The sequence below is a fragment of the Mucilaginibacter koreensis genome (assembly GCF_054783355.1).
On the sequence record NZ_BAAGQS010000001.1, the window covers coordinates 3451515 to 3466503 of the forward strand.

Annotated in this window: 11 protein-coding genes; 6 read left to right on the top strand and 5 right to left on the bottom strand. The window is 43.6% G+C overall.

Going from position 1 to position 14989, the window contains the following annotated elements; all coding sequences use genetic code 11:
- Positions 1–378 precede the first annotated feature (378 nt).
- Together ACYVNW_RS15465 and ACYVNW_RS15470 are read left to right on the top strand one after the other, a co-directional pair.
- Positions 379–1518 carry an acyl-CoA dehydrogenase family protein gene (locus tag ACYVNW_RS15465; RefSeq protein ID WP_460680778.1) on the top strand — a complete coding sequence of 380 codons (1140 nt, stop codon included), beginning with the start codon at positions 379–381 and terminating at the stop codon, positions 1516–1518.
- A gap of 44 nt (positions 1519–1562) precedes the next feature.
- Positions 1563–2789, top strand: coding sequence for a TlpA disulfide reductase family protein (locus tag ACYVNW_RS15470; RefSeq protein WP_460680779.1), 1227 nt, complete (start codon positions 1563–1565; stop codon positions 2787–2789).
- 625 nt (positions 2790–3414) lie between these two features.
- On the opposite strand, the gene pdxA is transcribed toward ACYVNW_RS15470, so the two are convergent.
- Complete coding sequence (gene pdxA / locus ACYVNW_RS15475) at positions 3415–4470, bottom strand: 4-hydroxythreonine-4-phosphate dehydrogenase PdxA (protein ID WP_460680780.1); 1056 nt, start codon at positions 4468–4470, stop codon at positions 3415–3417.
- 238 nt (positions 4471–4708) lie between these two features.
- Here pdxA and rsmA point away from each other — a divergent pair, with 238 nt between their 5' ends.
- The 3 genes from rsmA (at position 4709) to ACYVNW_RS15490 (ending at position 7020) form a co-directional block, all read left to right on the top strand.
- Positions 4709–5491 (top strand): 16S rRNA (adenine(1518)-N(6)/adenine(1519)-N(6))-dimethyltransferase RsmA, encoded by a 783-nt coding sequence (rsmA, locus tag ACYVNW_RS15480; RefSeq protein WP_460680781.1) that lies wholly within the window; start codon positions 4709–4711, stop codon positions 5489–5491.
- Between the two features lie 63 nt (positions 5492–5554).
- A complete protein-coding gene (locus tag ACYVNW_RS15485) occupies positions 5555–6490 on the top strand; it encodes an NAD(P)-dependent oxidoreductase (protein ID WP_460680782.1) in 936 nt (311 codons plus the stop codon).
- A 98-nt stretch (positions 6491–6588) separates the two neighbouring features.
- Positions 6589–7020: a hypothetical protein gene (locus ACYVNW_RS15490; RefSeq protein ID WP_460680783.1), complete on the top strand. Its 432-nt coding sequence runs from the start codon at positions 6589–6591 to the stop codon at positions 7018–7020.
- Between the two features lie 75 nt (positions 7021–7095).
- Here the strand turns inward: ACYVNW_RS15490 and feoB are convergent, their stop codons facing one another.
- The 4 genes from feoB to ACYVNW_RS15510 all read right to left on the bottom strand — a co-directional run bounded on the left by feoB (position 7096) and on the right by ACYVNW_RS15510 (position 12389).
- A complete protein-coding gene (feoB, locus tag ACYVNW_RS15495) occupies positions 7096–9210 on the bottom strand; it encodes a ferrous iron transport protein B (RefSeq protein WP_460680784.1) in 2115 nt (704 codons plus the stop codon).
- Positions 9211–9219: 9 nt separating this feature from the next.
- Positions 9220–9435: a FeoA family protein gene (locus ACYVNW_RS15500; protein WP_460681025.1), complete on the bottom strand. Its 216-nt coding sequence runs from the start codon at positions 9433–9435 to the stop codon at positions 9220–9222.
- A gap of 86 nt (positions 9436–9521) precedes the next feature.
- The gene (locus ACYVNW_RS15505) at positions 9522–11786 is read right to left on the bottom strand and encodes a response regulator (RefSeq protein WP_460680785.1); all 2265 of its coding nucleotides are present in this window, start codon (positions 11784–11786) and stop codon (positions 9522–9524) included.
- A 6-nt stretch (positions 11787–11792) separates the two neighbouring features.
- Complete coding sequence (locus ACYVNW_RS15510; protein WP_460680786.1) at positions 11793–12389, bottom strand: DUF6436 domain-containing protein; 597 nt, start codon at positions 12387–12389, stop codon at positions 11793–11795.
- Between the two features lie 504 nt (positions 12390–12893).
- Between ACYVNW_RS15510 and ACYVNW_RS15515 the strand changes: the two genes are divergently transcribed.
- The gene (locus ACYVNW_RS15515) at positions 12894–14933 is read left to right on the top strand and encodes a tetratricopeptide repeat protein (protein WP_460680787.1); all 2040 of its coding nucleotides are present in this window, start codon (positions 12894–12896) and stop codon (positions 14931–14933) included.
- Positions 14934–14989: the final 56 nt, after the last annotated feature.

The following is a 14989-nucleotide window of genomic DNA, read 5'->3' on the forward strand; positions in this document are numbered from 1 at the left end:
TTATTTTTGAATGGGCTAAATATAAAGCTTCCTTTACAGTATATGTTATGCTGTATTAAAATATTCTCATATTATTATTTGTGCTGGTTTATTTAAAATATATTCCTCGCTAAAAAAAGTTTGGCTTCACATTTGTATTATACCTCACGACTCTGCAACTATCTGTGAAAAATATTAAAGTTTACATCTACCTGTAAAAAACTTTTAAAAAAGCATTCTCAGACGCCCAAGCTGAGGTAAGTTTGTTCTTTGTTTTGGGTTTAATCAATAGTTTAAATTAATTAGGGGAAAGGGAGCTTCAAAAGAGCTCTCTTTTTTTGTGATAACATTTTTTACTATGCATGCATAGTATTATATTTGAGCACCAACGACATAAACATGCATTTCGAATTTACTGAAGAACAACTGATGATACGCCAGGCCGCGCGGGATTTTGCCCAGCAAGAGCTTAAACCCGGCGTAATAGATCGCGATGAACACCAAAAGTTTCCGGCCGAGCAGGTAAAGATGCTGGGCGAGCTGGGCTTTTTAGGTATGATGGTTTCGCCGCAGTATGGTGGCAGCGGTATGGATGCCATCTCTTATGTGCTGGTGATGGAAGAGCTATCTAAAATTGATGCTTCTGCTTCAGTAGTGGTATCGGTAAATAATTCATTGGTTTGTTATGGGCTGGAGAAATTTGGCAACGAAGAACAAAAACAAAAATACCTGATCCCTTTGGCTAAAGGTGAGCAGATTGGCGCTTTCTGCCTTTCAGAACCCGAGGCAGGCTCTGATGCTACCTCACAGCACACCACGGCTATTGATATGGGCGATTATTACTTGTTGAACGGTACCAAGAACTGGATTACCAATGGCAGTACTGCTTCTACTTACCTGGTAATTGCTCAAACCGATGTAGCCAAAGGGCATAAAGGCATTAATGCCCTGATTGTTGAGAAGGGCATGGAAGGCTTTACCATTGGTGCAAAAGAAAATAAACTGGGTATACGTGGCTCTGATACCCATTCGCTGATGTTCACAGATGTGAAGGTGCCCAAAGCGAACCGCATAGGTGACGACGGCTTCGGGTTTAAATTTGCTATGCAGACGCTGGAAGGTGGCCGCATTGGCATTGCTGCGCAAGCGTTAGGTATTGCCTCGGGCGCTTATGAACTGGCTGTGCAATATGCTAAAGAACGCAAAACCTTTGGTAAACCTATTGCTGAGCACCAGGCCATAGCCTTTAAACTGGCCGATATGGCTACGCAAATAGAAGCTGCACGCTTGTTGTGCCTTAAAGCGGCCTGGTTGAAAGATCATCATCAGCCTTATGCTGAAGCCGCCTCTATGGCTAAACTTTATGCCTCAAAAGTGGCTATGGATGTAACTGTGGAAGCTGTGCAGGTACATGGTGGTTATGGCTTTGTGAAAGAGTACCATGTAGAGCGCCTGATGCGTGATGCCAAAATTACGCAGATTTACGAAGGCACTTCAGAAATTCAGAAAATCGTCATCTCTCGCGGATTGTTGAAATAAGTTAAAGGTTTTGCCTAATTTAGCCTACTAAATCAGTAGACTTTATGAAAGGCAAAACCTTTATTGCTATACTTCTGCTTAGCTTTATAACTTTAAGCAGCTTTGCGCAAAAACTTAAGACAGGCACCTGGCGTGGTGTACTCACCACCGAAACCAAACACGAAATACCATTTAATTTTACCATAAAAGATACCGCCGGCAGGCAGTTGATGACCATCATCAATGGTAATGAACGCTTTAAGGTTACTGAGATCAGCGCCAAAGGCGACTCGGTATTCATTAACATGCCGTTGTTTGATTCGGAGTTCAGGTTAAAGAAGCAGGGGCAAATTTTAACCGGTAACTGGGTTAAGCACTTAGGTGAGCGGGACGCAATTACGCCTTTTAAAGCTACCTATGGTCAAAACTGGAGATTTTTTGAGGTAACTACCCAAATGTACAGGGACATTGCCGGCAAATGGTCGGCTGTATTTGGTGAAGGTGATACTCGTGATACAACTGTAGGCGTATTTCAGCAAAAAGGGAATAAAGTAACCGGCACTTTTTTAACTACCACCGGCGACTATCGTTACCTGGAGGGAACCGTAACCAGTAATAAGCTTTACCTTTCTTGCTTTGATGGCGGGCACGCTTTTTTATTCACCGCTGATTTAGCTGATGACCATACTTTAACCAATGGTCAGTTTTATTCCGGCTATAGCGGTAAGGATGTGTGGACAGCCGTAAAGAACCCCAATGCCGCCCTGCCGGATGCTTACCATTTAACAGGTATTAATCCTGATGTTAAATTTAACTTTTCTTATCCTGATTTAAATGGCAAGAAGGTTTCGTTGAGCGATCCTCGTTTTAAGAACAAGGTAGTGATTGTGGAGATTATGGGTTCCTGGTGCCCTAACTGTATGGATCAAACAGCATATTTGGTCAATTACTATAAAAAGTACCACAAGCGTGGTGTTGAAGTAGTAGATCTGGCTTATGAGCGTGCTCCTGATTTCAATAAATCAAAGCAATCATTGCTGCGCGAGGTCAATCATTTCAACATTCCTTACCCGGTGCTCATTACCGGGTATACCAGCAATAAAATGGAAACTGCTAAAAGCTTGCCAGGCATTACCCGTTTTATGGGTTTTCCTACTACGCTGATTATTGATAAAAAGGGTAAGGTACGCAAAGTGTATACCGGCTTCAGCGGCCCCGGCACCGGTAATTATTATACGGAGTTTGTAGATGGTTTTGAAAGGTTAACAGATGAGTTGCTGGCGGAGAAGTAATTTTTCTGTTATTGGTTCTGTGCTTTGTTGAATGTTGTTGTTCTTTTGTCTTGATACAAAAGAACCAAAAAATCAAGTACAGCCCACTTAGGCTTTTTTGCCGCACGGTGCCAGCGCTGCAAAGGCGGTCAGCACCACAGGCTGTTTAGTGTTTGCGTATGAACAGGCTGTGCTTTGCCCGTTGCCAGTGCAAACACTAAAAGGCCTTTCGCCACCGCACAACCCAACACGTGCTGCCCGCCTTTCGCCCAAAGCTGAGGGGCTGACAAGGGAGGAAGAGAATCAAGAGTAAAGAACCAAGAATTAAGAAGGAACAATCGGCGTACGCATATTATCCCACCGTCATTGCGAGGAACGGGCGCCATCTCTATACGCCTGATTAAGGCAAAGCGCAGAAAGATTGCTTCGTTCCTCGCAATGACGTGCTTGAGGGAATGCCTCTTCGCCCAGGCGCGTTGGGCTGGCAGAAACCGCCCGGGCCATGCGGTGGCCTTGTGCGGGGGAAGGATTGTTTCTGCCTTGATTTTTTGTTACTTTTTGATCAAGCAAAAAGTAAACTAACATTCAACATAGCACTAACCCAACCCGGATAGCAGCTGAATGAAGCAACAGCATAAAAAATCTATCAGTCCCTATCCCTGCTCAATTTACTAAAGGGTAGGGTATTCTCGGCCAGTTCGGTAATTTCGCGGCGGTTTTTGACAATATGAATGGCGGAGAATAAGGCTTCGCGGAAAGAAACTTCAGAGGCCTTGTTTTTACCGGCAATGTCATAAGCGGTGCCATGGTCGGGCGAGGTACGTACAAAGCTTAAGCCGGCGGTATAGTTTACACCCGATTCAAAAGAAATTTGTTTGAATGGAATCAGGCCCTGGTCGTGATACATGGCCAGTACAGCATCAAACTTCAGGTAAGCGCCATTGGCAAAAAAGCCGTCGGCCGGGTAAGGGCCAAAGGCTAAAATGTCATTAGCACGGGCTTCTTCCAAAGCAGGAGCAATAATGTCTTTTTCTTCATTGCCAATCAGTCCGTTATCGCCCGCATGCGGGTTCAGGCCCAATACAGCAATCTTAGGTTTGCGAATCCAGAAATCCTGTTTCAGGCTGGTATTCATCAGCTTTAGTTTAGCCACTATTTTATCAGCACTGATGCTTTCAGAAACTTTAGCCACCGGAATATGGCCGGTAACTACACCTACGCGCAAGGTGTCGCTTACTAAAAACATCAATACTTCGGGGGCGCCGTTACGCTGCTGCAGGTATTCGGTATGGCCCGGAAAATTGAAGTTTTCGTTTTGTATATTGTCTTTATTAATGGGGGCAGTCACCAGGGCATCAATTTCGCCGGCCACCAGGTCATCCGTAGCGCGTTCTAATGAAAGAAAGGCGTACTTACCACCGGTTTCATTGGCTATACCAGGTTCGAGGCGCACATCCTCATCCCAGCAATGAATAATGTTAGCTTTCTTATGGTTAGCCTCCGCGGGATGGGTGATGATATTGAAGTTTAAATCATGAATGTTGCAGGTGCGGCGGTAGAACGAAGCCAGTTTGGTGTGCCCGTAAACAATAGGCGTACAGTAATCAAAAATACGGCTATCAGCCAGTGTTTTAATAATTACCTCAAGGCCAATGCCGTTAACATCGCCGATACTGATTCCAATTTTTAATTTTTCACTCATAGCTTTGGTATAATTACACTGATTTAGTGATGGCCGCACCTATCAATACAGTGTCTGCACCTGTTAAAGCAGCGATTATAGCATTTTTTTTACACTTATGGCTACTTAGTGATGGATTAACCATGCAGTGCCTTACTTGTTTAATTAATTAGTCGTCGTTCATTTAGAGTGCAATCGCCAAATCGATCCGTATAATCTTTCAAATTATACCTTAATTTGCACAAATTTTAATCTTTCCATGTCGGTAGTAAGGGCTAAAAAACATCTGGGTCAGCATTTTTTAACAGATAAAAATATTGCCACCCGCATTGTGGATGGCCTGCGGCCTGATGACCGTTACCGCCAGGTACTGGAAGTAGGCCCGGGCATGGGTATCCTGTCCGATATCCTGCTGCAGCGCGATACTTATGAAACTTACCTGATTGATATTGATACAGAATCTTATGAGTTTCTGCAAAAAAAGTATCCGCAGTTAGGCAACCGTTTACTGAATGCTGATTTTTTGGAACTGGATTTTCAATCTTTGTTTCAGCAGCCTTTTGCCATTATCGGTAATTTCCCCTACAATATTTCATCACAAATTTTATTTAAAGTGCTGGATAACCGCCAGCAGGTAGTTGAGGTAGTCGGCATGTTCCAAAAGGAAGTAGCCGAGCGTTGTACGGCTAAAGCTGGCAGTAAGGAATATGGTATATTAAGTGTGTTTTTGCAGGCCTATTACAAGGTAGAATATTTGTTTACCGTAAAAGCTGGTGCCTTTAATCCGCCGCCCAAAGTGCTTTCCGGCGTTATCCGTTTAACCCGTAATGAGGTAAGGGAGTTGCCCTGCGATGAAAAGTTGTTTTGGCAGGTAGTAAAAGCCGGCTTTAACCAGCGACGCAAAACACTGCGCAATGCTGTATCTGGCCTGATGAATAAAGAAAGAATGGGCGATGAACCACTATTAGAACTTCGTGCCGAGCGGTTGACTGTGGATGACTTTGTGAGGCTGACAAACCGTATTAAAGAAAGTAATTCTTAGGTTCAAATGCCATTGTCACACTATCGCTCACAATGACAAAAAAATGTATAACACTACTCTACCATGAATAATAAGCTTCTCATTGTTGATGACCTGCATCCTATATTTATTGAAAAAGCCGGGGCATTAGGTTACGAATGCGATTACAGGCCGGATATAAAACAGGATGAGGCCATACAACTATTGCCTGCATACCTTGGGCTCGTCATCCGTTCCAAATTTCAGGTAAGTAAAGAAATAATAGATGCAGCACCGCAATTGCGCTTTATTGCCCGTGCCGGTGCCGGTATGGATAACATTGATGAAGCTTACGCCCTGCAACGCGGCATTGAATTGATTAATGCGCCGGAAGGTAACGCAGATGCTGTTGGCGAACATGCGGTAGGCATGCTGCTGACCCTGCGCAACCATTTGGCCACTGCTGATGCCGAAGTGCGCGCCGGTTTATGGCAACGTGAGGAGAACCGGGGTTTTGAACTGAAAGGTAAAACCATAGGCATCATTGGCTATGGGCACATGGGGCAGGGCTTTGCCCGAAAGCTGGCCGGGTTCGAAGTCAACGTGATTGCTTATGATAAATACAAGACCGGTTTCAGTGACCGTTATGCCCGCGAGGTGAGCATGGAGGAAATTGTAAAGCACAGTGATGTACTGAGTTTGCATGTACCGCTAACAAACGAAACCAATGGGCTGGTGAACGAGGAGTATTTGTTTCACTTTCGTAAGCCCATATTTCTGATCAATACATCGCGTGGTAAAGTAGTAAAGGTGCAGGCGGTATTGGATGCCTTAAAACAAGGCAAAATTTTAGGGGCTGCTTTGGATGTGCTGGAGGTAGAAAAATTTCCGGCTTTAGGTGAGCAGCATTGGTTTGAGAAACTAAAGCAAAGTAAGAAAGTATTGCTTAGCCCGCACGTAGCCGGCTGGACTTTTGAATCATACCAAAAGATAAGTGAGGTGATGGCTGCAAAGCTAAAGCCTGCCGCTGATTGGGCTTAAATTATATAGACAAGATAGGATAAAAAAAAATATTAAAACTCTTTCTGATCTATAAGGTTATACTTGCAGATAATTTTGATAACCAAAAAGCAAAATTTATGAAAAAGGTAAGTATAATGATGGCCGTATTGGCCACCTGCGCATTTGAATATGCCGTAGCAAAAGGAAATGATAATGGCCCTGCCAAAAAAATAATAACTGTTAATCGTGGTGTAGTAATGGGTAAAGACACTGTACCGATGAACCCCACTAACCGCAGGACTGTACCCACACGTACTAACCCTACCACCAGCCCGAACAGGCCAACCACCATGCCGAATAGCCCAACCACAAACCCAAGCTATCCGACTACGAGTCCGACTAACCCAACGGTGCCAACTACCAATCCAACATACCCAACCAATCCTACCACAAACCCAATGAACCCAACAAGCCCGACCAGGCCAACAACGGTTCCGCCAACTACAGTGCCTCCAACCACTGTACCAACCACAACAAATCCAACCACTGCGCCACCGGTTCGTCCGTAATTGCAGTGTAATTGATATAAATAAACAAGGGCCGATGAGATCATCATCGGCCCTTGTTGGTATAATCAGGAAATATTATTTGAGTAGTTGGTAAGTAAGGAAACTGACTACATAAGCCAATACCGTCATGTAGGCAAATTGAACTGCCGGCCAGCGCCAGTTCTTGGTTTCGCGGTACACAGTAGCTACAGTGCTGGCGCACTGCATGGCAAAAGCATAAAACATCATTAATGAAAAGGCCACTGCCAGTGTAAATGCAGGCTGACCAGTATTGGCATTGCGTGCATTACCCATTTTCTGCTCTACCGATTCAATCTTATCGGCATCACCATCCACACTATATATAGTGGCCATGGTGCCCACAAATACCTCGCGGGCGGCAAAAGATGTAATCAGGGCGATGCCAATTTTCCAGTCAAAACCCAGTGGGCGTATTACCGGTTCAATAGCATGGCCTAATTGCCCCGCATAAGAGTTTTCCAGTTTTTCAGAAGCGATGATCCGCTTCAAATCATCAGCGTTAACTTTTTGCGTATACTGCGGCTGGCTGTATTTAGCATCAATTTGCTCAAAGCGCTTGCCCGGCCCATATGAGGCCAGTACCCACAAAATAATTGATACAGCAATAATTACTTTACCAGCTTGCAATACAAAGGTTTTAGCCCGCTCATACATAGTAAACAGCACATTGTTCCAGCGCGGCATGCGGTATACCGGTAATTCCATAATGAAGTAGCCACGTTCTTTGGCTTTTAAAATAAACTTCATTACATAGGCTACCACAACAGCCGATACCAAGCTGAGCACGTACATGCCGGTTAAAGCCAAACCTTGCAGGTTAAATACCCACCATACATTACGGTTGGGTACCACCAGTGCAATGAGTAAGGTATATACCGGCAGGCGGGCCGAGCACGCAACCAGCGGTGTTACCATAATGGTAATCATGCGGTCTTTCCAGTTCTCGATGGTGCGTGTACTCATAATAGATGGTACCGCACAGGCAAAGCCGCCAATTAATGGTACTACTGATTTGCCGTTTAATCCCACTTTACGCATCAGCTTGTCCATCATGAAGGTAACCCGTGCCATGTAGCCGGTATCTTCGAGTATGGAAATAAAAGCGAACAGGATAGCAATTTGAGGTATAAATACCATTACGCCACTTAAGCCTGCTACAATACCATCGGCCAGCAAATCTACCAGCGGCCCGGCAGGCAAATGATCGTGCATAAAACTTTGCAGCCACACAAAACCGCTTTCAATGAGGTTCATGGGCAGCTCCGACCATGAAAAAATAGCTTGAAAAATAAAAAGCAGGATACCGATAAAAATGATAAAGCCGAAAACACGATGGGTGAGCACTTTATCAATTTTGTTGCTGATGCTTTCATCATGTGCCGTCTCTTCTTTGGTTACCGTATCATATAGAATATCATTGATGAAATTATAACGGGCAATAGTTTCTGTGGCTTGTGCTTTTTGCGAGTGGAAAGCATGCTGCTGTTCTAACTCCTCAATGCGGTTGCTTTTATCAGGCGATAAAAAGTTCAGTGTTTCGTGCTGGTGTGCCAGTTGCAGGGCATAGTATGGATTATCAATTTCCATTTCCTCGCCAATACTGTCAATCAGCTGCGGGGCAATAGCATGTACATCAATAGTATCCTGTTGCAGGGCAAATTTATTGGCGTAAGCAATTCCTTTTTTTAAATCGTCAATACCCTGGCCTTTGCGTGCCGAAATAGGAATAACCATCACGCCCAGTTTAGCCGCCAGCGCATCTACGTCGACATGGATACCATTTTTAGCGGCCATATCCATCATATTCAGTGCTACAATTACCGGAATTTTTAAATCGGCTACCTGAGTGTATAATAACAGGTTACGTTTTAAATTAGTGGCATCCAGTATCACCACCACCAAATCGGGGCGTAGGGCATTGGCTTGGTCGGCCAGTACAGAAAAAACGATGGATTCGTCGCGGCTTTTTGGGTATAAGCTGTAAGTACCAGGCAGGTCAATAATCTCGGCTGTGCGACCATCGGGTAAGTCGCAAAAACCGGTTTTTTTATCCACCGTAACACCAGGAAAATTACCTACTTTTTGATTGAGGCCTGTTAAGGCATTAAAAACTGTTGATTTACCGGTATTGGGGTTACCTACAAGTGCAACGCTGATCTCAACTTTCAATTTAATTCACTACTGTAAGATTATAGTTGCGGCTTCGCGTTTGCGCAGGCTCAGCATATAGCCGGATACATTGATCGCAATAGGATCTCCCAGCGGTGCTACACGGGTAACACTAATCTCCTCACCAGGTAAACAGCCCATCTCCATCAGCTTTACAGACATTTCTAAGTCTGTAAATTCCTTTACTATACCTTTTTTACCTACTTCAAGTTGCGAAAGCTTCATGCCTATAAATTGATAATTCAAATGTAGGCTTATTTAAATTAAATCCAAATAGGATGTATTTTATTATCAAATAAATTACAAAAGTATTATGAAGGCTGGGTTAAGCTGGATTTATTCCATCGCTTAAAAGTTCGTAACAACTCGGGCATTTGTATAGGTTTACCCAAATAATCATCCATGCCGGCCGCAATACATTCTTCCCGGTCGCCGGTCATGGTATTGGCGGTAAGCGCTATAATTACGGGTTGTTTAATAGGTAACGCCCGTATGGCAACTGTAGCTTCCAGGCCGTCCATTACCGGCATTTGCATATCCATTAATACTACATCATAAGTTTTATTTTGCACGGCATGCACGGTTTCCAGGCCATCTTCGGCTACATCGGGATGATAACCCAGCTTGCGCAAAATCTGGACAATCACTTTTTGGTTAATTTTATTGTCTTCTGCTATGAGTATACTGAATGGGTATTGTTCGGCAAACTGGGTAGGTATAGTTTCCAGCTGCGCTTTATGGGTGGTAGTGGTTTGTTGCTGGTTAAGGCAATCCATCACGTGCCGGCTTAAGGCATCATGCTTAATGGGTTTGGTAAGCACAAAATCAAATAGGGTGCCCAGTAACGAAATGCGCTCATCGCCAATTGAACTCAGCAGAATAACAGGTAATTGCGGATATAAAGTTTTAATCTCTTTAGTCAATGTGATGCCGTCGGTTTCGGGCATATTGGCATCTGTAATTACCAAATCAAAGCGCTGTTGCATTTTTAGTATCTCAAGTGCTTCTGCTGCCGATGTGGCTAATACAGGCTGTAAATTCCAGTTGCTAAGCTGAATTTTGAGTATAGTGCAATTGGTGTGATTGTCGTCAACTACCAGTATGCGTTTGCCGGTATGCTTGGCCATGTCATAAGGCACAAGCGATGCATCTTGTTTTACCCCTTTCTGCGTAGTGATGGTAAAGCTAAATACCGAACCTACCTGCGGCACGCTGCTTACATTGATGGTACCTCCCATCAGCGTTACCAGCTTTTGCGAAATAACCAGTCCCAAGCCAGTGCCGCCATACTTACGGGTGGTAGAAGAATCTACCTGGCTAAAGGCTTTAAACAGTTTGTCAATTTTATCGGGTGCAATACCAATACCGGTATCATGTACTTCAAACTTAAGGGTGATGCGGCCGGAGTCATCTGCTTCCGGCATTAACACCTTTACAATTACTTCTCCTTTCGAGGTAAATTTAATGGCATTGGTAACCAAGTTGGTTAATACCTGTTGCAGGCGTGCTTTATCGCCTATAAGCTGTAATGGTATGCCCTCAGTAATAAAGTAAGCGAGTTCAATGCCGGTTTGTGCTATTTTACCGGCAAACATATCCAATACTTCTTCTATACAAAGGCGAAGATTAAACTCGGCCTTTTCAATTTCCATATTGCCAGCTTCAATTTTGGAGAAATCGAGCACATTATTAATTACGCTGAGTAAATTTTCGCCGCAGGTATGTATGGTATCAGTAAACATGCGCTGCTGCTCGCCCAGTACGGTATCATGCAACAGGGCCGACATGCCAATGATGCCATTGAGTGGGGTGCGTATTTCGTGGCTCATGGTAGCCAAGAATATGCTTTTAGCCTGATTGGCTTTTTCAGCTTCCAGGCGGGCTTTGTCCAGCAGGGCATTGTTGCGTAGCAGCTCATCATTCAGCTCTTGCAATGTATGTGCATGCATCAGGCGCTCTTCCTGCACTACGGCTTCTCTTTGCATTTTAGCCATTTGTATGCTCTGCAAAATTTGCTTTTTGCCATACTCATTTAACTGATATGCCCATAAACCGCTAATGAAAAAGATGATGGCAGTTAGCGCCATGTGAATAACGAAAGTCTGCAGATCGAAATAATTGAGCTGGGTAAAATATACGCCCGGTACGCCGCTATCCTGCAAATAACTAAACAACGTATGGTGAATGCCAACAACCACAAGAAGCGGTATCTGCAGCCGCCATTTTTGGTAAGTAATTAGCATAGCACTGCCAATAAAGGCAAAAAAGTGCATCTCTAACAAACCATGCATCTCATACAAAAACTGGGCGAACAAAATACCCAGGATTGCACCCAGCACGTATTGGTATAAATCAGACTCAGGTAACAATACTTTAACCGAATAATAAGCAGCTAAAGAAAGTGTGCTGATACTTAACGCAATCAGCCAAGTATCATAAAATGAAGCAAACACCAGCCCCAGGACGAAGTAACCCGCCAAAAAATAGTTCACAAACCTGTCAGAGCGCTCTTTAACCTCGTTGCGCATCTGTGCTTTAATGGTGTTGTAATCTATATATGTGTTTAAGGTTGACATAAAAGCTTAATTGTAAGATTTTGATAAACTGCAGCCATAAGCTGTAGTAGCATACGTAGTAAAATGCATAGCCGGTTTTTGCTCCAGCAAGTTGGTTAAAGCTATGCGTGCATACTCAGTTTCGGTATTGGTGCAATACCTGTTGCTGTTGTAATTGCCCCGGTAATACAGTTGCCTGTTGGTGGTTAGTATTGCTGCCTGTGGGGTAGAGTATACACCGCATGCCAAAGCCAGCGCCGGGTTAACAATTACAGGTATGCTCAAATTGTATTTTTCTTTTACCTGTTGCCGGGTATAATACTTTTCGTTCATGAGTACCACAGCAAAATTTACACGGTTACCGTACCTGCTGATCAAGCTTTTCACATGCTGAATATTGAAGCGCGAACAAGGGCAGTCGGGATTAAAAAAGTGTAGTAAAACAGGTTTGTGGTTATTAAAACCCAATTCACTATCCAAATGGATAACAGCGCCGTTAGGTATGGGCTTATAGCCCTGGGGTATAGGTGTAGGTAAGCTATACTGGTATTGCTGATGCCAAAAGATAGCGCCGATGCTAACAAATAGTAACAGTAACCAAAGGTAAACGAATAGCTTTTTCAAGTTAGTCAGAGTTTAGGGCAAGTGAAAACGCCTGTAACCAAGGTTAAGCGGTTCAGGTGCCTGTGTTTAGTAGTGGATATACACAAAGTGGGGGTGTTTGGTTTTTGAATTGATAAACTTTTTAAGAATAAAATTATTCGTCCAATTTTGTTATAAATAATTAACTGTGAGTTGATTATAGTGTTTAAATGTTACGTTAATCTCATATTATGTAATATACTCAGGGCCTGCATACTATTGCCTGGATTGATTTAAGACGAATTATTGTGCCAGGGAGGCAATGTAACAATAGCGTTATGTACTGTGAAGAAATGCAGCAACATGGTATTGGTCAAACTTAAGCTCGTTAGGTTAAAAGCCCCAAATTTAACAGTATTTCGCCTGTTTACATATCATTCAGTGTACTCTTTTTGGTTGTGCCCGACAGGTGTAGCGTAGTAATTAAATATATCTTTTAATTTAATTATTCGTAAAAAGGATATAGCTTTGAGTAGTGCTTTTGTAATGAGTAAGTTAAACGCTGTGCTTTTTCCCCTGATTGCGGTGTTGCTGTGTGCAACCTATGGCAATGCTGTGGCGCAGGTTGTAAGTAACAATGCAGCACCCTCCGCTCAGATAGAGGCTTACACTAAACTCATTACCCGTTACCGCTACGATAAACCCGACTCGGCCCTTTTTTTTACCGCTAAAGGTTTGGCTTATGCTAAAGCCAGGCATGATAAACCGGGCGAAGCCATGATGCTGAATCAGTTAGGCATGATTAACGATAATCGGGGCAAATACGAAGAGGCACATCGTAATTATATTGAGGCGCTAAGCCTATATCAATCTCTTGGGCAGGCCAAAGGGATGGCTACGGAGCGCATCAGGCTTGGGGTGGTGGAAATGCGCCAGGGCAATTATGATAAAGCCATTGATTACTTTTTGCAGGCTTTAAAAACCAGTGAAAGCATACACGAGCCTAAAGGCATCATGGAGGCCTATATTACTTTGGGTGAAGCTTATATGGGGCAGAAAAAATACCCCCAAGCTATAGATTACCTGAAAACTGCTGAAGCCATAGATAAAACCATCCCGTTTTCCAATTTATCGCTTAATCTGCGTAATGATTTTGGCATCAGCTACACAGCCACCGGCGAGTTGGCTAAAGCCAAAGCTTATTTAAACGATGGCATCAGTAAAAGCAATACACCACAGTACCAGGGTTTGAATATTACATTAATTAATAACCTGGCTGCTGTATATGCCAAGCAGGGCGATAGTGATTACTGTATCTGGCTGCAAAAGGCGGCCTTACGTAAAGCGCAATACATTCATAACTTTTTACGCGAAGAGCAAACTTTAAACGGCCTGGCTAAAACTTACCGTACCATTAATGTTGACAGTAGCTTAAACTATTTAATGCAGGTAAAAGCTTTAGCCCAAAGCAAGGATGCCCATAAACAGGTAATTGAGGCACTGCAAAACATAGCTGAAATTTATACGCAGAAAGGCAACTATCAGGCAGCCTTAAAAGCCCGCAATGAGCAGTATGCGCTGGCCGATCAATTCTTTTACAAAGAAATGGCCAGGCAAATTGCCAGCCTGCAATCTGATTATGAACTCAGTAAATCAAAAGCTAAAATTCAGGAACTCCGCTTTGTAAACAGCAGGCAGCAGTTAGAGCACCGCATTATTACTGCAATTGCAATAGGTGCAATGCTGATTTTGGTAGTGCTCATGTGGTATCATTACCGTACCCGCAGTTTGAATAAGTTGCTGCGTAAACTAAACCGAAAGCTGGACGAATCCAACCATATTAAAGATAAGCTGTTTTCGATTATGGGGCATGATTTGCGTACGCCCTTTATCTCGGTCATCAATCTGCTCAATTTTATTGATGATGAAGATTTGCCGCCCGATAGCCGTAAGGAACTTATTAATGAACTTAACGTAAGCACTCACGCTTCGCTCGAAACGCTGGATAGCTTGCTGCGCTGGGGCGAAATGCAGATCAAGGGCATACGCCTGAACCAGACCGAATTCTTGGTAAAGCCCGTTGCCGACCGCATACTGGTGCTGTTGCACGAAGCTGCCGGCTACAAATCCATTGAGGTGATCAATTATATAGGTTCCGAAGTAAAAGTATACGCAGATGTAAATCATATTGAGTTTGTACTGCGCAACATGGTAGCCAATGCCATTAAATTTACCGGTACCGGCGGCCGCATCAAACTAAATGCCCGCGCCAATGTGGCCAAACGCAGCGTAGTATTACAGATAGAAGATAATGGTGTAGGTATTCCACCAGAAAAGCTGCCACACATATTTAACCTTAGCAACATCAGCAGTAACGGTACTTATAACGAGAAAGGCACCAGTTTAGGCTTATTGATGTGCAACGAGTTTATACAAGCCAATTCGGGTACTATTAAGGTAGAAAGTGAACTGGGTAAAGGCTCAGTATTCACAGTAGAATTGCCCGTTGCTTCTGATGCCTTATTGCACAAGCGGCGCAGGTTCAGGCTTAAATTATTCCGTCATCAGTCGTTTCACCAAAGCTAATAGTCTTTCTGCTTTTTCAGCACTCTTACCCTCAATTACCTTGCTGCTCCGGGTTC